This is a genomic window from Kitasatospora sp. NPDC057198, from assembly GCF_042670125.1.
Taxonomy (GTDB): Bacteria; Actinomycetota; Actinomycetes; order Streptomycetales; family Streptomycetaceae; genus Kitasatospora.
In genome coordinates, this window is sequence record NZ_JBHUWH010000042.1 from 1 (window position 1) to 22,998 (window position 22,998).

Consider the following 22,998-nt stretch of genomic DNA (forward strand, 5'->3'; position numbering starts at 1 on the left):
TGGGCCTGCTGGGTTGAGGCGACCGGCGGGCGGGAACGGTGTTCGGCTACCGCGGGCGGGTGGCCGGGAGGGCCCCGCCCCGGGCGCCGGCCGCGGGGGCCGGCTCCGGCGGCCGGGGCGCAGTTCGGTCAGTGCAGCGTCACCGCGTCGGTGCCCGCGTGGTACGCGTGCAGGGTGTCCGCGGTCGCCCGGCGGGACGGCGGGTGGAAGCCGGCCGCCTGCACCGCCGCCAACAGGTAGGCGATCTCGGGGGACTTGATGAAGGCGATGCCGCCCAGCGAGTCCACCGCGGTCGACACGGCGCGCCGGATGCCGTGCCGGATCTGCTCGCGCACGAAGAGCACCCGCGCGCTGAGCTCGTCGGAGCGGTCGCCCTCGTCGAAGGCGCGCGCGACGGCCTCCAGCGCCGCCATCGACGTCTCGATCTCGCCGGCGGCCTCGGCGTACAGCATCGGGTCGGTCTTCGGGTTCTCCAGCATCCGCTCCAGCAGCAGCGAGGCCGCGCCCAGGTAGGTGGCCGAGATCAGCAGGCCGAACCAGACGTAACCGGTCTTCTCGTGCAGGCCGGTCGGGTCGTCGACGTCGTTCCAGAACAGCAGCTCCGACGGCACGAAGACGTCCTTCAGCACGACCGTCTCGCTCTGCGACGCGGCCAGGACCGGGGTCTCCCAGAACTTCTCGGTGCTGATCCCCTCGGAGGCGGACGGGATCACGATCACGCCGCGCCGGCCGGTCTCCTCGTCGGCGACGCTCGCGGTCAGCAGGTCCATCGAGCCCGACAGGCTGCACGGCTGCTTGCGGCCGTTGACCTTGAAGCCGCCCTCGACCGCCCGGGCCGTGACGGTGGGCTTGAAGGCGCTCGCCGCGCTGGTGCCGATGGTGCCCTCGGAGAAGCCCGACGACAGCAGCAGGCGTGCCTGCACCACTCCCTTGAGCAGCTCCTTCTCGTCGGCGGTGCCGGTGGCGCTGTGCTCGATGAGCGTGGCGACCGAGAGGTGGTGCATGGTGGTGGCGGCACCGAGCGAGGGCGACAGGGCGCCGATGGCCCGCTGCACCCGGGTCGCCTCCAGCGCGGACGCGCCGAGACCGCCCCACTCCTCGGACGCCACCAGCGCGGGCGCGTCGGAGTTCTTGAACAGCGCGACGACCTGGCTGTCGCGGGCCTCCAGCTCGAGCAGGCCGTACTCGGACAGCTCCTTCTGCAGACCGGGGAGGAAGCGCTGCAGGGCGGCGCGCTCGGTCGCCATCAAACGGATCGTCATGGTCTCCACCTCTCTCGTCACGCGACCAGCTGGCGCTCGGTGTCGAGCTCCAGCACCGCGTGGATGGCCTCGGCCGCCTCTTCCAGGTCGGCGAAGGTGTGCTCGGCGGTCACGGCCAGCCGGAGCAGGGCGCGGTCGAGCGGTACTGCCGGGTAGTGCGCGAGGGCGGCGAACACCCCGCGCTGGTACAGCTCGTGCCAGGTGGTGAACGCCCGCAGGGACTCGCCGACGACGACCGGGACGATCGGCGTCACGATCTCGGCGCCGTCCGGCCCGACGGCCGGGTCGGCCAGCGGGACCCCCAGCGAGACGAGGGAGTCCCGCAGGAAGCGGGCGTTGGCCAGGCACCGCTCGGCCCGCTCCTGGCCCTCCGCGGACCGGATCAGCCGGACCGCGGCGAGCGCCCCGCCGACGGCGGCCGGCACTCCGGACGCGGTGAACAGGAAGGACCGCCCGTTCGTCCGGATCGCGTCGATCAGGTCGCGCGAGCCCACCGCGAAGCCGCCGACGGTGGCGATGCTCTTGGAGAAGGTGCCGGTGCGCAGCGGGGTCCGGTCGGCCACGCCGTACAGCTCGGTGACGCCGGTCAGGTTCGGGCCGAACACGCCGACCGAGTGCGCCTCGTCGACCAGCAGGAGCGCGTTGTGCTCCAGGCAGACCTCCGCGATCCGGTCGACCGGCGCCAGGTCGCCCTCCATCGAGTACACCCCGTCGACGGTGACCAGGGCCGGTCTCTCCTGCCTGGCCGCCGCGGCCAGCTTCTCGGCGAGGCTGTCGACGTCGTTGTGGCGGAAGCGGACGGTCTGCGCGTTGGTGAACTTGGCCGCGTCGTGGAGCGAGGCGTGCGCGTCGGCGTCGGTGACGATCACGTCACCGCGGCCGGCGAGGGTGCCGATGGTGCCCAGGTTGGCCTGGTGCCCGGTGGTGAACACGATCGCGGCCTCGGTGCCGTACCAGTCGGCGATCTCGGCTTCCAGCTCCAGGTGCAGGTCGATCGTGCCGTTCAGCAGCCGGCTGCCGGTGGACCCGGCCCCGAAGCGGTCCAGCGCCTTGCGCGCCCCCTCGACGACCAGCGGGTGGTCGGCGAGGCCGAGGTAGTTGTTCGAGCCGAGCATCATGCGGGGGGCGCCGTCGATCTCGACCCGGGGCGAGTTCGCGGACTGCATGGCGCGGAAGTAGGGCGACTTGCCCTCCGACTGCATGGTGCGGACGGCGTTCATGCTCCAGTTCTCCTGGAGGCGTCGCACCATCTGGTGCTGGTAGTTCCCGAGCATGAGAAGTTCTCCCGTTCTTTCGTGCGTCAGGTGCGTCGGGGGCGTTCGGTGCGTCGGGGGCGTCCGGTGCCCCGGGGGCGTGGAGCGCGGACGCGAGCCGGGGTCAGCTCCAGCTGCCCGTGCCGAGCGGCGTCTCGTCGAAGAGCTGCTGGCGCAGCGCGACGCGCTTGACCTTCCAACTGGCCGTGCGCGGGATGGCGTCCCAGTCCAGGTGGATCGGGTCCTCCAGGGCGGGCAGGCCGGCCAGTGCCGAGCGCCACCGCTCGGGGGCGATCTCCCGGCCGGAGTAGGTCGCGTAGGCGACGCCGGGCCTGCCTCCGCGGCGGGCCAGCACGACCACCTCGCTCGCCTCGGGCAGCCGGTCCAGGAGGACGTCCTCGATGGCGATGCCGCTGGTGCCCTCGATCCGGTCGATCTCCCGGTCGACCAGCCGGATCATGCCGCTGCGCGACTTGATGCCGAGGTCGCCGGTGTTCCACCACCAGCCGCTGACCTTGTTGTCGTGCCGGTTCTGCTCCCCGACGTAGGCCAGGCAGCGGCCGGGCTGGTCGATCTCGACCAGGCCCACCTCGCCCTTCGGCAGCTCCTTGCCGCTGACCGGGTCGGTGATGCGGATCCTGGCGACCGTGGGCAGCGGCCAGCCCATGTACTGGGTGGGCGGCGGGAACTGGCCGACCTCGCGCACCACCGACTTGAAGTACGGCCGCAGGACGAGCCCGCCGTTCTCGGTCTGGCTCCACGACTGCACCCACACCGGCAGCCGCACGTCGGAGGCGTTCAGGAACCGGCGGATCGAGCGGGTGTGCACGGCGTCGAAGGAGCTGATGTAGAAGCGGACCTGCTTGAACAGCCTGCGCGGGTCGTCGAGCAGGTGCTCCTGGTGCAGGTACATGTTCGGGAGCATGTCGACGATCGTGGGGCGGTGCTCGGCGAGCAGGTCCGCGATGTTCTCGTCGGGCACGTCCGCGACGGCGAGGTACTTCGGGCCGACGGTGGCGATGGCGAACAGCGCGGTCAGGGTGTGCTGGTGGAAGAACGGGTCGAAGAAGGCGAAGGTGTCGCTGTGCCTGAAGCCCATCCCGCCCCAGCGCTCGGTCTGGACGTGCGCGATGGCGTGCAGCGTCTCGGCGCTGTGCAGGGCCAGCTTCGGGATGCCGGTGGTGCCCGAGGTGTGGGTGGCGACCATCGGCTCGTCGAAGGCGCGCAGCTCGACGGGGGCGGCGGGGCTGCCGGCCAGGCTCTCGAAGGAGACGGTGCCGGAGGGGAGCCGGCTGCCGGCGCCGATGACGATGGTCCGGCGGGTCAGTTCCGTCAGCGTCCGCTCGTCCAGTTCGGCGGTCTCCAGCCGGCCCGGGTCGGTCACCAGGAACGGCTGCTCCATGCGTTCCAGCAGCGTGGTGGCCACCTCGTTGCCGTGGTTCCAGGCCAGTTGGAAGGGGATGGCGCCGATGCGGGCCGCGGCCGAGCCGATGACCTGGACGTCGGGGTGGTTCGCCTTCATCACCGCGACGCGGTCCCACGGGCGGACCCCGGCCGCGTAGAGCCGGGCGGCCACGTCGTCGACCAGCGCGGCCCACTGGCGGTAGGTGAAGCGGGTGCCCGCTCCGGGCGCGATGTCGGCGGGCCGGGACAGGAAGATCTGCTGGTCCGGGAAGCGCCGGGCCGCGACGTGCCACGCCTCGCCGTAACGGCCGGTGGCCGGCGTGCGGGAGAACGGGGTAATGCGTTTCAATCCCCGGCTGCGGGTATATCCTTTGAGGAATTCTGGAACGGCAGTCGTCATGGTTGCCCTTGGTGTCTCGTACGGATACATTGGTGATCCGGTAACTTCAGGGACGGCCGGAAAAGGCATGGCGCAGCCATCGGCGAAAAAATCGACATCGATGGCCGTTTCGTCATGCCCTGACGAATCGGATTCGGCCTTCGTTCGACGGGCTTCTCGGCTCCCCGACCATAGTTCACCCGTCGTCGGCAGAACAATATGAGTTCTGCACGACCGGGGGTGCACCATTACGGCACCGGGCTTTGACGTCGCGGCTCCGAAAGGAGCGGCGTAAATGGAAGAAGACGTTCCGGCAGGTCAGGCCGGTGGACGGGGCATCCGCCCGGGCGGTCAGTACCGCATGTCGTGGGCGACCCGTCCGGCCTCTTCGGCGCGGCGGTCGACCGGCGCCCGGCCCCCGGGGGCGCGTCCGGGGCGCTCGGCGCCGCGCAGGCGGCCGGCGGCCGGAACCTGCTCGGGCGTGCGGCCGGTGCCGCGGACGCGGGAGCCCCGGGCCGCGAGGAGTCGCGCGGCCGCCCGGCCGGTGCCCGTCGAGGGCCCGGCCACCGGTGCCGTGCGCCGGGCCCAGCGGCTCATCGGAACGCTCCTTGGGAGTCGGGGGCGAGGAGTGTGCGCTGCGGGAAAACTATCGATCACGGAGGGCGCCGGACATCCCCCGGGGCCTTTGCGACCGGTACGGACAGTCATGTGTCCGCTACGCGAAATCGCCCCGGCCGGGCGGACGGAAGTTGTCCGCTACGCGAAACCGGCCGTCCTCAAACGCCGTTCCTGAACGGTCCCCGGGCATTTAGCGTGATCAGTGCGGCGCCCGACCGTCATCCACGGGTGGCTTCTCCGCAGCTGACATCCGCACCCGATTCCAGGGAGTTTCCATGTCCACGACTGCGACGACCAGGCATGGGAACACGCCGGTCGATATCGCATCGCGCCGGCCGGGACCAGTGCTGTTCATGGTCTGCGTCGCGATCTTCATGCTGATGCTCGACGCGATGGTCGTCTCCGCCGCCCTCGCCGACATCCGCTCCGAGTTCAACGCCTCCATCGACGGGCTGCAGTGGATCGTCGACGCCTATTCGATTCCGCTGGCCGGCCTCATGCTGACCTTCGGCACGCTCGGCGACCGGTTCGGCCGCAAGCTCCTCTTCATCGCCGGCATGACCGTGTTCACCGCCTCTTCGCTGGCGATGACGCTGGCCGGCGGCATCGTGGCGCTCGACGTCCTGCGCGTGGTGCAGGGCATCGGTGCGGCGATGCTGTTCGCCACCACGCTGCCGCTGCTGGCCGTCGCGTTCCCCGAGGCCGGGGCGCGGGCGAAGGCGATCGGCATCTACGGGGCGGTGATGGCGAGCGCGACCGTCCTCGGCCCGGTCATCGGCGGTGCGCTGGTCACCCAGTTCGGCTGGCGGTCGATCTTCACCATCAACGTGCCGATCGGCATCGCCGTCATCCTGCTGGCCGTGCTGAAGATGCCCGCCACCACGAGCACGCCGGGCCGCCGCGCCGACTGGTTCGGCTCGCTGCTGCTCACCGGCGGCCTGGTCTCGGCCGTGTTCGCGCTGACCCGGAGCAACGCGCTGGGCTGGACGTCGGGGACGGTCGTCTCCCTGCTCGTCACCGGCGCCGTCCTGCTGATCGCCTTCCTGTACTGGCAGACCCGGGCCAAGCACCCGCTGCTCGACGTCTCGATGGCGAAGAAGCCCGGGTTCACCGGCACCGCGGTCGTGTCCGTCGCGCACATGGCCACCCTGATGGCCGCGGCCACCTACCTGTCGCTGTTCCTGATGGGCGCGCTCGGCTACACGCCGCTGCAGATGGGCCTGCGGCTGCTGCCGATCAGTGCCTGCGCGATGCTCGCCGCGGCCGTGACCCCGGTCTTCGCCAAGCGGGTGCCGATCGGCGTCGGGCTGACGGCCACCATGCTGATGGTGACCGTCGGCATGTTCCTGCTCGGCAACTACGGTCACGGGGACGACTGGACGCACTTCCTGCCCGGCATGATCATCGGCGGTCTCGGCATCGGCGCCCTGACCGCGATCAACCAGGCGGCGTCGCTGACCTTCGCCTCGCAGGAGAACGCGGGCATGTCCTCCGCGACCTTCGCCACGCTGCGGCAGGTCGGCATGGCCATGGGCATCGCCGGGCTCGGCGCGATGTTCAGCCACGTCGCGCAGGACAGGGCGGCGACCGGGCTCGCGGCGGTCGCCGGGAGCGACGCGGTGCCGCAGGAGCTGAAGCAGGAGTTCGCCCACCAGGTCGGGTCCGGCTCGGGGCACCAGGTGGTCGAGGCGGTGCCGTCGCAGTTCCACGACCTGGTGCCCGCCCTGGTCCGGGTCGCCGACGAGGCGTCGATCGACGGGCTGAACTCCCTGGCCGTCCTGGGCACCAGCATCGGCGCGGCCGCCGTGGTCATCTCGGGGATCGCCTTCGCGATCGACCGCGGCCGGGTCAGCCGCCGCCGGGACGAGGAGAGTCCGCTGTCCCTCGTGTGACCCCGGACTGGGCACCGCTCCCGCCGAAGTACGCGGCGGGAGTGGTGCCGATCTCGCGCCGGAACGCGGTGATGAAGGCGCTCGCGGTGCCGTAGCCGACGGCGCGGGCGACCCGCGAGATCGGCTGTCCCATGCCGAGCATGGGCAGTGCCGCGTTCAGCCGCTCGTACGTGCGCCAGCTCGCGAAGCTCACGCCCGTCTCGGCGCGGAAGCGGCGCGAGAGGGTGCGCGGCGACGCCCCGACCTCCCGGCCCCAGTCCTCCAGGTCCCGGGGGTCGGCGGGGTCCTGCTTGATGGCGAGCGCGACGCGCAGGGCCAGCGGGTCGGTGGGGAGGATCGTCGGGATCGTCGCCACCGACATCGGCTTCATCAGGTCCCACAGCACGGCGGTGACCCGGGCGCGGTGGTCCTCGGCGCCGGCGCCGAGGGTCACGAGGTGGCTCAGCAGCGGTCCGATCAGCCCGGTGGCGTCGATGACGGTCGGGGTGTCCCAGCGCAGCGGGCAGCTGTCCGGTTCGAAGTACAGCGAGACCATCGCCACGGACGAGTTCGGGTAGACCGCGTGGTCCACGCCCCCGGGGATCCACAGTGCTCGCGAACGCTGCACCACCCAGCGGAAGTTCCCCACCTCCATGGTCAGCAGGCCGGTGGGTGCCCAGGTCAGCTGGTGCTGCGGGTGGTTGTGGGCGGACACATCGACACCGGCCGCGAGCGGGACGACCATGCTCGCGACGGCCGGAAGGTCGAGGGTGAAGTGCGGTTCGCCGATCACAGGCTCCGACTCTAGCGTCAACTCCCTTCGGCATGTGGGACGTTGGCGTCCGATGGCCGGAACCTGCCCCCCGGCCGGACCGGGAGCGGGGCCCGGCCAGAACGCGTACAGAAACTAGCCAGGTTGCTGGTGCCAGACTCCTGCGGCAGGGGCCCGTGAGGTCCTGACGGAGGATTGGGGAACGCAGTGGCATGTGTGTCGAAGATCGCGCGGCTGAGCTCACCGCCCTGTACGCCGCGCCGTAGGAGGAGTCCGGAAGGCCCGCCCGCCGGGCGCCGAAGGCCGCGATGACGCTGCGACGGCCCGCGTGGTCGAAGGACCACCGGGAGGACCCGCCCGCACGGCCCGGGACCGCCTGCCGCCGCTCCCCGGGCCGCCGCCGCATCAGGGGGCCGCGGCGCGTGCCCGGGACCGGGGCCGACCTGTCCGTCGCTGATGTCCACGGCGCCCCGCCGGTCCTCGCCGGCCCGGCCGACGCCCACGAAGTCCCGAGGCCCGGCCCGTCCTGTCCACCCTGCCCGTCCTGTCCATCCTGCCCGCCCTGCCCGTCCTGTCCGCCCGGCCTGCGCTGACCGGCCCGGCCCTTCGCCGGAGTGCCCGCGCGGCGGCGCGGCGGCCGGCGCCTCCTCCTCCGCCCGACGGCCCCGGCCGGGAGCACGCGGCCCGCGCCGGACCCGGGCGCGCGGCCGCCGGAGCGGAGGTCGGCCGGGGCTTTTCTGGAATCCGGGTTCGCACTTGTCGGGCAAAAATTGACCATCAGGACGTCAAGGGTTGTTAATGAGCCATGCGCGCAACGGTCCGGCGCGGCGGGTATGAGCTTTGCGTTCCTCGGAGCGCATTGTAGTATTTTTCCGGTTTCGATCGCTTGATCACGGGAGGGTCCAGGAAGGTCGCGAGGCCACGACGGGGGAGTCTTGGCGTCCGGGACGGAAGCTTCAGCGGGAAACGGCGTGACGCCGCCGCTGGGGTCCTCGGCGCTGCTTGCACGCTCTCGACATCCCCTTAGTGCCGCGCAGCTCTCACCATGTGGAAACCGGGCCCTCCGAAGGGGCCGGCCCGGGGACACGCGTTTGCTCGGCCAGAGTCTGAAATTCTACCTGGGGGGAAGGTATGAGAATCAACGTACTGGTGTCCGACAAGAAGAACGTCTCCCGCCACGCACTCACCGCCCTGCTCGAACAGGCCAACGGGATACAGGTCGTCGGATCGGTGGTCGGGAACCTCGACGCGATCGAGTTCGCCGACGTGCACCACCCGAATGTCGTGATCTTCAACTTCGACGGCGCGGACGGCGAGGTCGTCACCGCCGCCGAGAAGATAACGGGTCTGCCGGGATGCAGATGCCTGCTGCTCGCCGAATCGTTCACCCGGCCGGTCATACGCCAGGCGTTCACCGCCGGAATCGCCGGGATGGTGCAGCAGAGCGCCTCCCCGTACCGCTTCTTCGAATCCGTCCACCGGGTGCACCAGGGGGAAAGGGTCTTCGACACGGAGCTGACCGTGGCCGTGCTGGGGAACAACGACTGCCCGCTCTCCCAGCGGCAGCTCTCGGTGCTCGAGCGGCTCGCGCAGGGTGACACGCTCAGCGAGATCGCGGCACAGTTACACATCTCCGACGGAACGGTGCGGAACTACCTCCTTTCCGCCGTGACGAAACTCGGCGCGCGCAACCGGATCGACGCGCTGCGCATCGCACGGGAAGCGTACTGGATCTGACGCGCGGGGGCGGCGTTTTCGGCCGGTGCGGGCGGACGGGCCGGCGGGCCCGTTCGCTCCCGCCGGCCGGCGCGCCCGCGGTGGGGATCCGGAACGGAGGGGCATCGGATTTCCACATGCGCCCGTGCAATCCGCACACCTCCTTGAGTGGCCTTTACCATGGCCCTTCCGGGGCGGGGAATTTATCATCGGTCATCGAATCAGTGAACCAGCCCGCAGGGGGCCCGCGATGCCGTTGGACCGCTTTTTGCGCAGCTTGATCGCCTGGCAGGGCGCCGGGGGCGCGCCGGTCCCGGACCGCGCCCTGACGGTCGAGCAGGCCCGTGAGCGGTACCGGGCGAGTTCGGCGCGCCCCTACCGGGAGGACGAGCGGTGCTACGCGGCCGTCGCCGCCGCCGACCGCACGATCGACACCGAGGACGGATCCTCGATCCGCTGCAGGGTGTACACCCCGGAGGCGGACGAGCACCGGGTGCTCACCTTCCTGCACGGTGGCGGATGGGTGCTGGGCGACCTGGACAGCCACGACCGGGCCTGCCGGATGCTCGCGGTGTCGCTGGGGGCCGTCGTCGTCTCCGCCGACTACCGGCGGCCGCCGGAGTTCCCCTACCCCGTCCCGCTGCGCGACGCCGTCGCCGCGACCCGCTGGACGGCCGGGGCGTTCCCGGGGCGCGAGCACGTGGTGGCCGGCGACAGCGCGGGGGCCAGCCTGTCGCTGGGCGTGGCCCTGGACGCGCGCGACACCGGGGGCCCGGACCTCGCCGCGCTGCTGCTGGTATACCCGCCGGTGGACCCGAGCCTGGAGCTCGCCGCGGCCTGCGACCACGCCGAGGGGTACCTGCTGAGCGTCGAGGACATGGCCTGGAACTACGACATGTACGTCCCCGACCCGGAGCGCCGCGGCGATCCCGCCGTCGACCTGCTCAACGCCGACCTGCGGGGCCTGCCGCCGGTGGTGCTGGCCACGGCGGAGTTCGACCCGCTCCACGACGAGGGGGTGCGGCTGGCCGGCGAGCTGGAGGCGTCGGGCGTCCCCGTGCGCCACGTGCCCGGACCGGGGCTCGTCCACGGCTACTTCCTGATGCAGGACATGGTGCCCGCGGCGGCCGCGTGCAGCCGGCTGGTCGTCGGGGAGCTGCACGCGGTGCTGAGGTCGCTCAGCGCGCCGCGCGCCACATGAAACGGGTGTCGACCTCGAGGATGGTCTCCCGGGAGACGACCTCGAAGCCGAACTTCCGGTAGAGCAGGACGTTGCGGTCGACATCCGTCTGGAGGAAGACCGGCGCCCCCTGCTCGTCGACCCCGTCGAGGAACGCCTTGAGCAGCGCCTTCCCGACCCCGCGCCCCTGCTCGTCCGGGTGGACGGCGACCGGGCCGATGTGCCAGTGGGGCTCGCGGGGCTCGTGCTTCGCCCGCGAACTCATCACCTTGAAGGCGCGGGGCAGGTTGAATCCGATCGTCCGGATCATCACCGGCGCCGTTCTGATCTTCTCGCCCAGCTTCATCTGGCAGTGCGGCCATTCCGCGGCGTTCAGGATGCCGACGAGGCGGCCCTCCCGTTCGGCGCCGAGCACGTGGCTGAAAGGGCTCCCGAGCTTGATGATGCGCGTTCCCTGCTCCATCGCCCGGGTGGCTTTCTTCTGATCACCCCGTACGGTGGCGAGATTGCTCGGATTGTCGGCGAACGCGAGCCCGACTATTCGGCACGCGGTTTCCAGTTCGGCGGCCGCCATGGGCCGCACGGTCACATCGCTCACTTCAACCCCCAGGGTGAAACCGCCAGCGGTATTGGATTCGCTCAGATCATCGCCCGGATTTATGAGATGTTCAACCGTTTCGGGGAAATCCGGGGACCGGATCGGCCGGGCCGCCGCCCGCGCCCCGTCGGCGGCTGCCCCGCCGGCACCGAATCCGGCCGGGGCGGCCGACCGGCGTGGCCGGTTCCGCTTCGAAAGCGCGACGGACTCCGAAAGCGCGACAGGCGGTGAAAGCGCGACAGGCGGTGAAAGCGCGACAGATCGGGGGCGTTCCTCCCCTGTCGGAAAGGCGCCCCGCTCTGAGGTAATTGGAGCCATGCCGGAGCTACCCGCCATCAGAAGAGCCCCCCGGAGCCTGCCCCTCGCAGGCCATGTCGTACCCCTGCTCGTGCAGCCGCTGGAATTCCTGAAGTCGCTCCCGGCGCACGGTGACCTGGTGCGGGTCAGAATGGGCCCCGGCGACGCCTACGTGCCGTGCGATCCCGGTCTGTTCCGGCAGATACTCAAGGACACCCGGCTCTACGACAAGGGCGGCCTGTTCTACGACCGGGGCCGCGAGGCGGTGGGAAACGGCCTGGTCACCAGTCGCTGGGCCGATCACCGCCGGCAGCGCCCGCTGATGCAGCCGTCATTCGACCACCGGCACATCGGCCATTACGCCGATCTGATGGCGGACGAGACGGAAGCCCTGATGCGCTCCTGGCGGTCGGGCGAGGTCGTCGACGTCGACAAGGCGATGGCGAGGCTCACCCTCCGCATCACGACCAGGTCCCTTTTCTCGGTGCCCGCGGACCACGCCCTGGTGGACCAGGTGGAGAAATGGCTGCCGATCCTCATGGACGGTTTCTTCCGGCGCATGTTCGTCCCGGCGCGGCTCCTGGCGCTCGTTCCCACGAAGGCCAACCGGTACTACCCCCGCGCGATCGCGGAGATGCGCAAGCTCACCGAACAGATCATCGACGAGGTGCGGCGCAAGAAGGGCGAGGACCCGGGCCTGCTCGCGAGCCTGATGAACGCGCGGGACGAGACCACCGGGGCCCCGCTCGGGACGCAGGAGATCTTCGACCAGGTCCTGATCCTGCTGATCGCCGGGTCGGAGACCACCGCGACGGCGCTGGCGTTCACCTTCCAACTGCTCGGCGCGCACCCCGGGATCGGCGCCCGCCTGCGGGAGGAGGTCGACGGCGTGCTCGGCGGCCGGACGCCCCGCCTCGAGGACCTCTCCGGGCTGCCGTTCACGCGGCAGGTGCTGATGGAGAGCCTCCGCCTCTACCCGCCGGCCTGGATGTTCACCCGGTCCACCACCACGGCCTGCGAACTCGGCGGGCACGCGTTCCCCGCGGACACGTCCTTCCTGCTCAGCCCCTACATCCTGCACCACGACCCGGAGCTGTTCCCCCGGCCGGAGAGGTTCGACCCGGACCGCTGGCGGCCCGGCGGGATGAGCGACGCCGCACGCCGGTCGGTGCTGCCCTTCGGCGCGGGCGGCCGCAAGTGCATCGGGGACCAGTTCGCGCTCAACGAGGCGATGTCGGTGATCGCCGGGATCGTCGGCCGCTGGGACCTGACCCCGGTCGACGGCCGCCCGATCCGGCCCGTCGCCCGCGCCACGCTCAAGACGGGCCCTCTTCCGATGAGGCTCCGGGAACGCCCGCACGAACCGGTGCGGAACGCGACGACCACCGATCTCCGAGACCAGAGGTAGGCGCTCCATGAACCGAACATCCCGCGCGGCCCTGCGCGACGCGGCCCGGGGCATCGTCGACGAGATGATCGCCGATCCCTACGGACTCACCTCGCCGTCGGTGTACGAGAGCGCGCGAATGGTGGTCTCCGCCCCCTGGCTGGAGGGCCACCGGCAGCGCGTGGACTTCCTGCTGGACCAGCAGCACGAGGACGGGACCTGGGGCGGGCCGGGGGCCTACGGGCTGCTGCCCACGCTCAGCGCCGTCGACGCCCTGCTGTCCGTCGCCGGCGCGCCGGACGCGGGGCGGGTCGCCGGGGCCGTGCGGTCGGGGCTGTCCGCGCTGGCCGGGCGGTTCCCCCGGAACGTCGAACTGCCGGACACCATCGCCGTGGAACTGTTGGTGCCCTGGCTGATCGAGCGGATCGACCAGCGGCTGGCCCGGACGGACGACCGGGGCGAGCGGCCCGGCCGTCTGGACCTCCGGGCCGACACCGGCACGCTGGACGGGATCCGCGAGCTGCTGCGCCGGCACACCGGCGTACCGGAGAAGACCTGGCACTCGCTGGAGGCCCTCGGCGCCCCGGCCGTGCGGTCCGCCACCGTGACCCCGGCGGGCGGATCGGTGGGGGCCTCCCCCGCCGCCACCGCCGCCTGGCTGGGCGACCCGCCCCACCCGGAGGCCGCGAAGGAGTGCCTGGAGTACCTGTGGCAGACCCAGGCGCGCCACGGCGGCCCGGTCTCGGGCATCACCTCGATCACCTACTTCGAACTGGCCTGGGTGGTGGCGGCGCTGGCCGGCTCCGGCCTGGGTGTCGACTTCCCCGCCCGGGTCGCGGACACCCTGCGGGCCGCGCTGGGCGCGACCGGACTGCCCGCCGGCCCGGGTCTCCCGGCCGACTCCGACGACACGTCGGCCGCCCTGCACGCCCTGGACCTCCTGGGGGAGCCGGCACCGCTCGACTGCCTGTGGACGTACGACACGGGCCTGTACTTCACCTGCTTCCCCAAGGAGCGGACGCCCTCCACCTCGACGAACGCCCACATCCTCGTCGCCCTGGCGGACCGCCGCGGACAGGGCGACCCGCGCTGCGACCGCGCCGCCGAGCGGGTGGGCGACTGGCTCGTCGAGCAGCAGCAGCCGGACGGCCGGTGGACGGACAAGTGGCACGCCTCCCCGTACTACGCGACCGCCTGCGGCGCCGCCGCGATGGCCCGGCTGGACGGGCCGCGCACGTCCGCCGCCCTGGACGGCGCCGTCCGCTGGGTGCTCGACACCCAGCGCGCCGACGGGTCGTGGGGGTGCTGGGAGGGCACCGGCGAGGAGACCGCCTACGCCCTCCAGGTGCTGGGCCACCGGGCCGCCCCCGACGGCCGGGCCCTCGAAGCGCTCCGGGCGGGCGGGGCGTTCCTGGCGGGCCACGTCGAGGACGGTCGGGAGGATCCTCCGCTGTGGCACGACAAGGACCTGTACACGCCGGTGCGGGTGGTCCGCGCCGAGATCATCGGCACCCTGGCCGCGACGCAGCGCCTGGTCGGGGCCGGGAAGCAGGCACGGCCGTGACCGGGCTCCGCGGCGGCGGCCCCGCCCTCCCCTCCGCGGCGCAGTGCGTGCCCGTCACCGTGCTGGCCCTGAAGGTCCTGGCCGACCTGCGGTCCTGGGCGGCGGAGCACCCGCAGGTCCTCGGGGCCACGCCGATCGAGGCCCTGGCGATCTCCACCGCGGCGATCAGCCCCTGGCGCGGCGCGGAGGAGCTCGGGCCGGCGGCCCGGATGTACGTGTGGGCCTACGCCCTCGACGACCACGTCGAGCAGAACGTCCGGAGCCTCGACGAACTCGACGACCTGTTCGGTCGCTGCGAGGCCGTCGTCCGGGGCGGCGGCCGGGACGACAGCCATCCCCTGCTGGCCTCCCTGTCCGGCTGGCAGTCCGCCCTGGAGCGCGCCCCCCGCTACCCGGAGCTGGCCGGCCTGTGGGGCGACCGGTTCGCCGAGGCCCTGCGCGGCGAGCGGTACGACTGGACCGCGGGCCTGGCCAGGGACCGCGGCGAGGGCCCTTCCGACCCGCAGGAGTACCTGGCGTACGCCGCCAGCTCCAACGCGTGGATAACCCACTTCCCGCGCTGGGCGACCGACGAGCGGGACGGCCTCGTCGAAGCCGTGCCGGTCCTGGACGCCGCCCTGGAGACGATCGAGGTCGCCGTGCGCCTCTCCAACGACCTGGCCACCTTCGAGCGGGAGCGGGCCGAGCCCGGTCAGAACAACATCCTGATGTACGACACCTCACCCGGCTGGGTGCGGGACGAGCTCGACCGGCGTTCCCGCGCCGCGCAGGAGCAGCTCGACCCGCTGGCGGCGGCCGGGTTCGCGCCCGCCGTCGAGCTGCTCCGCCTGCTCGACTGGTCGGTCACCTTCTACAGCGGTGCCGACTTCCGGGGATGGGGGTCCGACCGCGGTCCCACCGGGCCCTTCGGCGGTCTCCCCGCTTCCCCTCCCGTGTCACGCCCTCACTGACGCGCCCGTCCGGTCTTGACGAACAGGAGCAAGAGACACATGAGCCCCACCACCGGTCTTCGCGAGCCGGGCGCCGACGCCCTGGACTCGGTCCACCTGCGCGGCCTGATCGACGAGCGACTGAACGCCTTCCTCGACGCCAGGTGCGGCGGGGACGCGGACGTCCACCTGGTCTCGCTCATCGAGCACCTGCGCGGCTTCCTGACCGCCGGCGGGAAGCGCGTACGACCGCTCCTGTGCATGGTGGGCTGGCACGCGGCGGGCGGGCACGGCGACCCGGAGCCCGTCATCGGCGCGGCGGCCTCGCTGGAACTCTTCCACGCCTTCACCCTCATCCACGACGACGTGATGGACGCCTCCGACACCCGGCGCGGCCGTCCGACCCTCCACCGCGCGCTGGAGACGGGCGAGGACGACACGAGCGCCGAGCGGTTCGGCGTCAACAGCGCCATCCTGCTCGGCGACCTGGTCATGGTGTGGTCCGACGAGCTGCTGCACTCCAGCGGTCTCGACCACCGGCAACTGGCCGCCGTGCGGCCGCTGTTGGACGCCATGCGCACCGAGGTGATGATCGGTCAGTACCGGGACCTGCTGGCCACCGGGCAGCCCGACGCGGACGTCGAACGGTCGCTGGCCGTGATCCGCTACAAGACGGCCAAGTACACCGTGGAGCGGCCGCTGCACATCGGCGCGGCCCTCGCCGGGGCGGACCAGTCCCTGCTGGACGTCTGCACCGCCTACGCCCTTCCGCTCGGGGAGGCGTTCCAGCTGCGCGACGACCTGCTCGGCGTCTTCGGCGACTCGTCCAAGACCGGCAAGTCCACCCTGGACGACCTGCGGGAGGGCAAGGCGACGGCCCTGATGGCACACGCCCTCCACACCGCCGACGAGGAGCAGGCGCGGCTGCTGAGGTCCCTGGTCGGGGACCCGGAGCTGGACGAGGCGGGGGCCGAGACGGTCCGCGGCGTCCTCCGGGCCACGGGCGCCGTCGACGAGGTGGAGCAGATGATCACCGAGCGGGTGCAGCGGGCCCGGCGGGTCCTGGACGAGGCCCCGTTCCCGGAGGAGGTCAGGAAGACCCTGGACACCTTCATCACCACCACGACCCTCAGGGCCGCCTGAGCCCGGCGTGACGGACGGTCGAAGGGCCCGTTCCATCCCCTCCTAGAAACCTGGATGACGCGATCTCAATGGAATTTCGACACGGGGAGCCGAGTGCGCCCCCGCCACCGGCCCCGGTGCCGGGGACGACGGAAAGCCGCCGCGCCCGCTCGGTCGGCACCGGCCGCGCCCACGCCAAGTCAATCCTGCTGGGGGAGCACGCGGTCGTCTACGGGGCCCCGGCGCTCGCCCTGCCCGTTCCGCACCTGTCGATCACCGCCAGCGCCGGGTTCTCCACCCGCGGGGGAGAACCCGGCGGGGTGTCCTTCACGACGACCGGATCCGCCTGGAAGGAGGTCGGAACGCAGGCGTCCGAGGGGCTGTGCCGGATGGTCACCGACTTCAGGGCGGCCATGGGCGTCGACGACGGGCGGCACCTCGACGTGATCATCGACGGTTCCGTCCCGATCGGCAGGGGACTCGGCTCCAGCGCGGCCTGCGCCCGTGCCGTCGTCCTCGCCCTGGCCGACCTCTGCGGCCGCGGGCTCCCGGAGCGGACGGTCTTCGACCTGGTGCAGACCGCCGAGAACGTGACGCACGGCAGGGCCAGCGGCGTCGACGCCGCCACCGTCGGCGCGAGCGCCCCGCTGCTGTTCCAGGCGGGTGCGGCCCGCCCGCTGCGGGTCGGCTGCGACGCGCTGTTCGTCATCGCGGACAGCGGCGCCGCCGGCAGCACCAGGGAAGCGGTCGACAAGCTGCGGGAGGGGTTCCGGCTCCGCGCCGGAACGCAGGAGGCGTTCGTGGACCGGGCCTCGGAACTGGTCGGCGAAGCCGTGGGCACCCTCGCCGCCGGCCGGCCGGAGGAGCTCGGCTCCCTGCTGACGGAGTACCACGGGCTGCTCCGCGGGGCCGGACTGAGCACCGACCGGATCGAGGCGATGGTGGGTGCCGCGCTCGCCGCGGGCAGCCTCGGCGCCAAGATCACCGGCGGCGGACTGGGCGGCTGCGTCCTCGCACTGACCCGGCCCGAGCAGGCGAGGGAGGTCACCCGGCGGCTGCACGGGGCCGGGGCCGTACAGACGTGGATCGTCCCCCTGAGGAGGCTCGTCACGCATGTCTGAGCAGCAGAGCACCCTGCTCCGCCCGCGGGAGCGGCCGGGCGCGAACGGCGCCACGGCCGTCGCCCAGCCGAACATCGCGCTGATCAAGTACTGGGGGAAGCGGGACGAGCACCTCTTCCTCCCGTGGACCAGCAGCCTGTCGATGACCCTGGACATCTTCCCCACGACCACCCGCGTCCGCCTCGACGCCGGGGCCGCGGACGACGAGGTGACCTTCAACGGCGCACCCGCGGGGGACGGGGAGCGGCGGCGCATCACCGGGTTCCTCGACCTGGTGCGCCACCGGGCCGGACTCGCCCACCGGGCCGTCGTCGACACCCGCAACACCGTGCCCACCGGGGCGGGCCTGGCGTCCTCCGCCGGAGGGTTCGCCGCGCTCGCCGTCGCGGCCGCCGCCGCGTACGGACTGGACCTCGACCCCGCCAGCCTCTCCCGGCTGGCCCGCCGCGGCTCCGGCTCGGCCTCGCGGTCGGTCTTCGGCGGCTTCGCGGTCTGGAACGCCGGCACCTGGACGGCACCGCCCGCGGAGGCCGACCTCAGCTCCTACGCGGAGCCGGTGGCGGTGGGCGACCTCGACCCCGCGCTGGTCATCGCGGTGGTCGACGCCGGTCCCAAGGAGGTGTCCAGCCGCGCGGCCATGCGCCGCACCGTCGAGACCTCGCCGCTGTTCGAGCCCTGGGCCGCGTCGAGCCGGGACGACCTGACCGGGATGAGGGCGGCGCTCCTGCGCGCCGACCTCGACGCGGTGGGCGAGATCGCCGAACGCAACTTCCTCGGCATGCACGCGACCATGCTGAGCGCGCGCCCCGCGGTGCGCTACCTCTCGCCCGCCTCGCTCACCGTCCTCGACAGCGTGCTGCAGCTGCGGCGCGACGGCACGTCCGCCTACGCGACCATGGACGCCGGACCGAACGTCAAGGTGCTCTGCCACCGCGCGGACGCCGACCGGGTCGCCGAGGCCGTGCGCACCGCCGCCGCGGGCGGCACCGTGCACATCGCCGGGCCGGGCCGGGGCGCCCGCCTGCTGGACGAGGGCGGACGATGACCCCCGGGCGGACGGTCGTCCGCAGCGCGCCCGGCAAGCTGTTCGTCGCGGGCGAGTACGCGGTGGTGGAACCCGGCACCCCGGCCGTCCTGGTGGCCGTGGACCGGGGGGTCACCGTCACGGCGGCCCACGCCGGCACCGCCGGCGTCGTGGTCTCCTCCGACCTCGTTCCCGGAGCGGTGCACTGGCGGTGGCGCGACGGCCGGCTCCGCGCGCCCGGCCCGGAGGAGGGCGCGCGCGGCGGGGCCGGGGACGGCGGCGGGGAGGGCGCGCGCGGCGCCCTGGCCCACGTGGTGGCGGCGGTCGAGACCGTGGGACGGCTGCTGGCCGAACGCGGCCTGCCCGTACCCGGGTTGGACATCTCGGTCAGCAGCCGGCTGCACGACCACGGCCGCAAGTACGGCCTGGGGTCGAGCGGCGCGGTGACCGTGGCCACGATCGACGCCCTCACCTCCCTGTGCGGGCTGGAGCTCCCGCTCGACGCCCGCTACCGCCTGGCCCTGATCTCCTCGGCCGGGATCGACCCCAGGGGCTCCGGAGGCGACCTCGCCGCCAGTACCTGGGGCGGCTGGATCGCGTACCAGGCACCCGACCGGGCCGCCGTGCTCGACCTCGTCCGCCGCCACGGCATCGAGGAGGGGCTCCGCGCCCCCTGGCCGGGCCTCGCGGTCCGGAGGCTCCCGGCCCCGCGCGGCCTGAGCCTCGAAGTCGGCTGGACCGGCAGCCCGGTCTCGACCGGCTCGCTCATGTCCGGCCCACCGCACCGGACCTGGCGCGGCACCGCCGCGCACCGGGCGTTCGTGGAGACCTCCACCGACCTCGTCCGCGCCTCGATCACCGCCCTCGAGGCCGGGGACGACCAGGGCCTGCTGCGTCAGATCCGCCGGGCCAGGCAGGAGTTGGCCCGCCTCGACGCCGAAGCCGGGCTCGGCATCTTCACCCCCGGGCTGACCGCGCTGTGCACGGTTGCCGAGACCGCCGGCGGCGCGGCCAAGCCCTCCGGCGCGGGCGGCGGCGACTGCGGCATCGCCCTGTTCGACGCCGGGGCCCGGCACGACATCTCCCAGGTACGGCAGCGGTGGGCCGCGGCCGGGGTGCTGCCCCTGCCCGTCCGGACCGCCCCGGAAGGAATCGAGTGATGAGCGCTCAGCGCAAGGACGACCACGTCCGGCTCGCCGTCGAGCAGCAGGACACCCGCAGCGGGACCAACCAGTTCGACGAGGTGTCCTTCGTCCACCACGCCCTGGCCGGCATCGACCGGCCGCAGGTGTCCCTGGGCACGGCCTTCGCCGGGATCTCCTGGGAGGCACCGCTCTACATCAACGCGATGACCGGCGGCACCGCCAGGACCGGCGTCATCAACCGGGGTCTGGCGACGGCCGCCCGCGAGACCGGGGTGGCCGTCGCGTCGGGCTCCGTGCACGCCTACCTGAGGGACCCGGCGTGCGCCGACACCTTCAGCGTCCTGCGCCGGGAGAACCCGCACGGGTTCGTCATGGCCAACGTGAACGCGACGGCGTCGGTCGCCGACACGCGGCGCGCCATCGACCTGCTGGAGGCCGACGCCCTCCAGATCCACGTCAACACGGCGCAGGAGACGGCCATGCCGGAGGGCGACCGGTCCTTCGGGGCCTGGCTCTCGCAGATCGAGAAGATCACGGCGGCCGTCGACCTGCCCGTGATCGTCAAGGAGGTCGGCAACGGTCTGAGCCGCGAGACCGTCCTGACGCTCCGACAGCTCGGTGTCCGGGTGGCGGACCTCGGCGGCCGGGGCGGCACCGACTTCGCCCGGATCGAGAACGGCCGGCGCCCGCTCGGCGACTACGCCTTCCTCCACGACTGGGGCCAGTCCACCGCGGCCTGTCTCCTGGACGCGCAGGGCGTCGGACTCCCCGTGCTCGCCTCCGGCGGCGTCCGCCACCCCCTCGACGCCGCCCGCGCCCTGGCCCTGGGCGCCTCCGGGGTCGGGGTCTCCGGGGTGTTCCTGCGCACCCTGCTCGACGGCGGCGTCGAGGCGCTGGTCGCGCAGATCACGACCTGGCTGGACCAGCTCGCGGCCCTGCAGACCATGCTCGGCGCGCGAACCCCCGCCGAGCTCGCCGACAAGGACCTGCTGATCCACGGCACCCTCCGCACCTTCTGCGCCGACCGGGGCATCGACACGGGCCGACTCGCCCGGCGTTCCCGCCCGGCCGACACCCTCCACGATTCGACGGGAGCACGATGACCGACACGCACGCCATTGCCAGGGTCCCCATGAAGTGGGTCGGACCCCTTCGGATCTCCGGGAACGTCGCCACCACCGAGACCCACGTCCCCCTCGCCACCTACGAGACGCCGCTGTGGCCCTCGGTGGGCCGCGGCGCGAAGGTGTCGATGCTCACCGAGCAGGGCATCGCCGCCACCCTCGTCGACGAGCGGATGACCCGCTCGGTGCTCGTCGAGGCGACCGACGCCCGGACCGCGTACGCCGCCGCCCGCACCATCGAGTCGCGGATCGAGGAGCTGCGCGCCGTGGTCCGCACCTGCAGCCGGTTCGCCGAGCTCCTCCAGGTCCGGCACGAGATCGCGGGCAACCTGCTGTTCGTCCGGTTCGAGTTCAGCACCGGTGACGCCTCCGGCCACAACATGGCCACGCTCGCCTCCGACACCCTCCTGACGCACCTGCTGCAGACCGTTCCGGGGATCGCCTACGGATCGATCTCCGGGAACTACTGCACGGACAAGAAGGCGACCGCGATCAACGGCATCCTCGGCCGCGGGAAGAACGTGGTCACCGAACTGCTCGTCCCGCGCGCCGTGGTGGAGCGCGTCCTGCACACCACCGCCGCCAAGGTCGTCGAGCTGAACATCCGCAAGAACCTGCTCGGCACCCTGCTGGCCGGCGGCATCCGCTCGGCCAACGCCCACTACGCCAACATGCTGCTCGGGTTCTACCTGGCCACCGGCCAGGACGCGGCCAACATCGTCGAGGGCTCCCAGGGCGTCACCCTGGCCGAGGACCGCGACGGCGACCTCTACTTCTCCTGCAACCTGCCCAACCTGATCGTCGGCACCGTGGGCAACGGCAAGGGCCTGGAGTTCGTGGAGACGAACCTGACCCGCCTCGGCTGCCGCGCGGACCGCGCCCCCGGCGAGAACGCGCGCCGGCTCGCCGTCATCGCGGCGGCGACGGTCCTCTGCGGCGAGCTCTCGCTGCTCGCGGCGCAGACCAACCCGGGCGAACTCATGCGTGCGCACGTCGAACTGGAGCGCGACAACAAGACGGCAAAGGTCGGTGTCTGAACATGTCCCACGACGCTTTCCACGGAATCCACGACCTGTCGTTCGCGACGACCGAGTACGTCCTGTCGCACGAGGCGCTCGCCGGGTACAACGGCACCGAGATCGGCAAGTACCACATCGGCATCGGCCAGCGGTCGATGAGCGTGCCCGCCGCGGACGAGGACATCGTGACGCTGGGCGCCGCCGCCGCCGCCCCGATCATCGCCCGGCACGGGTCCGAGCGGATCCGCACGGTGGTCTTCGCGACGGAGTCCTCGATAGACCAGGCGAAGTCCGCGGGCGTGTACGTGCACTCGCTGCTCGGCCTGCCGTCGGCCTGCCGCGTCGTCGAACTGAAGCAGGCGTGCTACGGGGCCACGGCCGCCCTGCAGTTCGCCGTCGGACTCGTACGGCGCAGCCCCGACCAGCAGGTCCTGGTGATCGCGAGCGACGTCTCCAAGTACGAACTGGACAGCCCCGGCGAGGCGACCCAGGGCGCCGCCGCGGTGGCGATGCTGATCAGCGCCGACCCCGCCCTGGTCCGCATCGAGAACCCCTCGGGGCTGTTCACCGCCGACGTCATGGACTTCTGGCGGCCGAACTACCTCACCACCGCCCTGGTCGACGGGCAGGAATCCGTCCAGGCGTACCTGCAGGCGGTCGCGAGCAGTTGGAAGGACTACGGCGAGCAGGGCGGCCGCGCGCTCGACGAGTTCGCCGCGTTCTGCTACCACCAGCCGTTCACGAAGATGGCCTACAAGGCGCACCACCACCTGCTCAACCACGCGGGCCGGGAAACCGACAAGGCGGCCATCGAGCGGGCCGTCGGGCGGACCGTGGCCTACAACACCACCGTCGGCAACAGCTACACCGCCTCGGTGTACCTCGCCCTCGCCGCGCTGCTCGACCAGGCGGACGACCTGACCGACCGGCCCGTCGCCTTCCTCAGCTACGGCTCCGGCAGCGTCGCCGAGTTCTTCGCCGGCACCGTCGCCCCCGGCTACCGCGAACACCTGCGGACCGCGGAGAACCTGGAGGCGATAGCCCGGCGCAAGCCGGTCGACCACGCCCGCTACCGCGAGCTGCACGAGCGGTCCTTCCCGACCGACGGGGGGGAGTACTCCACCCCGGAGCAGACCACCGGCCCCTTCCGCCTGGCTGGCCTCAGCGGCCACAAGCGCATCTACCGGGCGCGCTAGCGCACCTTTGGTCCCGC

The 22,998-nt window shown here is 72.4% G+C and carries 19 protein-coding genes; 13 read left to right on the forward strand and 6 right to left on the reverse strand.

Features of this window, described 5'->3' with window-relative positions:
- Positions 1–128 precede the first annotated feature (128 nt).
- The 4 genes from ACFUEL_RS07620 to ACFUEL_RS07635 all read right to left on the reverse strand — a co-directional run bounded on the left by ACFUEL_RS07620 (position 129) and on the right by ACFUEL_RS07635 (position 4,895).
- On the reverse strand, positions 129–1,262 hold the full coding sequence (locus ACFUEL_RS07620) for an acyl-CoA dehydrogenase (RefSeq protein ID WP_380235128.1): 1,134 nt from the start codon (positions 1,260–1,262) through the stop codon (positions 129–131).
- Between the two features lie 17 nt (positions 1,263–1,279).
- Complete coding sequence (locus ACFUEL_RS07625) at positions 1,280–2,536, reverse strand: aminotransferase class I/II-fold pyridoxal phosphate-dependent enzyme (protein ID WP_380235129.1); 1,257 nt, start codon at positions 2,534–2,536, stop codon at positions 1,280–1,282.
- Positions 2,537–2,639: 103 nt separating this feature from the next.
- Positions 2,640–4,268 carry a class I adenylate-forming enzyme family protein gene (locus ACFUEL_RS07630; RefSeq protein ID WP_380235130.1) on the reverse strand — a complete coding sequence of 543 codons (1,629 nt, stop codon included), beginning with the start codon at positions 4,266–4,268 and terminating at the stop codon, positions 2,640–2,642.
- 381 nt (positions 4,269–4,649) lie between these two features.
- A complete protein-coding gene (locus tag ACFUEL_RS07635) occupies positions 4,650–4,895 on the reverse strand; it encodes a hypothetical protein (RefSeq protein ID WP_380235131.1) in 246 nt (81 codons plus the stop codon).
- 374 nt (positions 4,896–5,269) lie between these two features.
- On the opposite strand from ACFUEL_RS07635, the gene ACFUEL_RS07640 reads away from it, so the two are divergent.
- The gene (locus ACFUEL_RS07640) at positions 5,270–6,808 is read left to right on the forward strand and encodes an MFS transporter (RefSeq protein ID WP_380235132.1); all 1,539 of its coding nucleotides are present in this window, start codon (positions 5,270–5,272) and stop codon (positions 6,806–6,808) included.
- Here the strand turns inward: ACFUEL_RS07640 and ACFUEL_RS07645 are convergent.
- Entirely contained in the window at positions 6,765–7,580 is an 816-nt protein-coding gene (locus ACFUEL_RS07645; protein WP_380235133.1) for an AraC family transcriptional regulator, read from the reverse strand. The genes ACFUEL_RS07640 and ACFUEL_RS07645 overlap by 44 nt on opposite strands.
- 1,128 nt (positions 7,581–8,708) lie before the next feature.
- Here ACFUEL_RS07645 and ACFUEL_RS07650 point away from each other — a divergent pair.
- On the forward strand, positions 8,709–9,296 hold the full coding sequence (locus ACFUEL_RS07650; RefSeq protein WP_380235134.1) for a response regulator transcription factor: 588 nt from the start codon (positions 8,709–8,711) through the stop codon (positions 9,294–9,296).
- 247 nt (positions 9,297–9,543) lie between these two features.
- Positions 9,544–10,476 (forward strand): alpha/beta hydrolase, encoded by a 933-nt coding sequence (locus tag ACFUEL_RS07655; RefSeq protein WP_380235135.1) that lies wholly within the window; start codon positions 9,544–9,546, stop codon positions 10,474–10,476.
- On the opposite strand, the gene ACFUEL_RS07660 is transcribed toward ACFUEL_RS07655, so the two are convergent.
- Positions 10,454–11,053: a GNAT family N-acetyltransferase gene (locus ACFUEL_RS07660; RefSeq protein ID WP_380235136.1), complete on the reverse strand. Its 600-nt coding sequence runs from the start codon at positions 11,051–11,053 to the stop codon at positions 10,454–10,456. The genes ACFUEL_RS07655 and ACFUEL_RS07660 overlap by 23 nt on opposite strands.
- Before the next feature lie 316 nt (positions 11,054–11,369).
- On the opposite strand from ACFUEL_RS07660, the gene ACFUEL_RS07665 reads away from it, so the two are divergent.
- From ACFUEL_RS07665 to ACFUEL_RS07710, 10 genes are all read left to right on the forward strand, one after another.
- Positions 11,370–12,758 (forward strand): cytochrome P450, encoded by a 1,389-nt coding sequence (locus tag ACFUEL_RS07665; protein ID WP_380235155.1) that lies wholly within the window; start codon positions 11,370–11,372, stop codon positions 12,756–12,758.
- Between the two features lie 7 nt (positions 12,759–12,765).
- Positions 12,766–14,301, forward strand: coding sequence for a prenyltransferase/squalene oxidase repeat-containing protein (locus ACFUEL_RS07670; RefSeq protein WP_380235137.1), 1,536 nt, complete (start codon positions 12,766–12,768; stop codon positions 14,299–14,301).
- Positions 14,298–15,251: a terpene synthase gene (locus ACFUEL_RS07675; protein WP_380235138.1), complete on the forward strand. Its 954-nt coding sequence runs from the start codon at positions 14,298–14,300 to the stop codon at positions 15,249–15,251. The genes ACFUEL_RS07670 and ACFUEL_RS07675 overlap by 4 nt, the downstream gene beginning before the upstream one ends.
- Before the next feature lie 39 nt (positions 15,252–15,290).
- Positions 15,291–16,373, forward strand: a complete 1,083-nt coding sequence (locus ACFUEL_RS07680; RefSeq protein WP_380235140.1) for a polyprenyl synthetase family protein — start codon at positions 15,291–15,293, stop codon at positions 16,371–16,373.
- Between the two features lie 116 nt (positions 16,374–16,489).
- Entirely contained in the window at positions 16,490–17,473 is a 984-nt protein-coding gene (gene mvk / locus ACFUEL_RS07685; RefSeq protein WP_380235141.1) for a mevalonate kinase, read from the forward strand.
- A complete protein-coding gene (gene mvaD, locus ACFUEL_RS07690) occupies positions 17,466–18,518 on the forward strand; it encodes a diphosphomevalonate decarboxylase (protein ID WP_380235142.1) in 1,053 nt (350 codons plus the stop codon). The genes mvk and mvaD overlap by 8 nt, the downstream gene beginning before the upstream one ends.
- Positions 18,515–19,657: a phosphomevalonate kinase gene (locus ACFUEL_RS07695; protein ID WP_380235143.1), complete on the forward strand. Its 1,143-nt coding sequence runs from the start codon at positions 18,515–18,517 to the stop codon at positions 19,655–19,657. Before mvaD ends, ACFUEL_RS07695 begins: the two co-directional genes overlap by 4 nt.
- Positions 19,657–20,745, forward strand: coding sequence for a type 2 isopentenyl-diphosphate Delta-isomerase (gene fni, locus ACFUEL_RS07700; protein ID WP_380235144.1), 1,089 nt, complete (start codon positions 19,657–19,659; stop codon positions 20,743–20,745). Before ACFUEL_RS07695 ends, fni begins: the two co-directional genes overlap by 1 nt.
- 29 nt (positions 20,746–20,774) lie before the next feature.
- Positions 20,775–21,803, forward strand: coding sequence for a hydroxymethylglutaryl-CoA reductase (locus tag ACFUEL_RS07705; protein WP_380235145.1), 1,029 nt, complete (start codon positions 20,775–20,777; stop codon positions 21,801–21,803).
- Positions 21,804–21,805: 2 nt separating this feature from the next.
- A complete protein-coding gene (locus ACFUEL_RS07710) occupies positions 21,806–22,981 on the forward strand; it encodes a hydroxymethylglutaryl-CoA synthase (RefSeq protein ID WP_380235146.1) in 1,176 nt (391 codons plus the stop codon).
- Positions 22,982–22,998 lie beyond the last annotated feature (17 nt).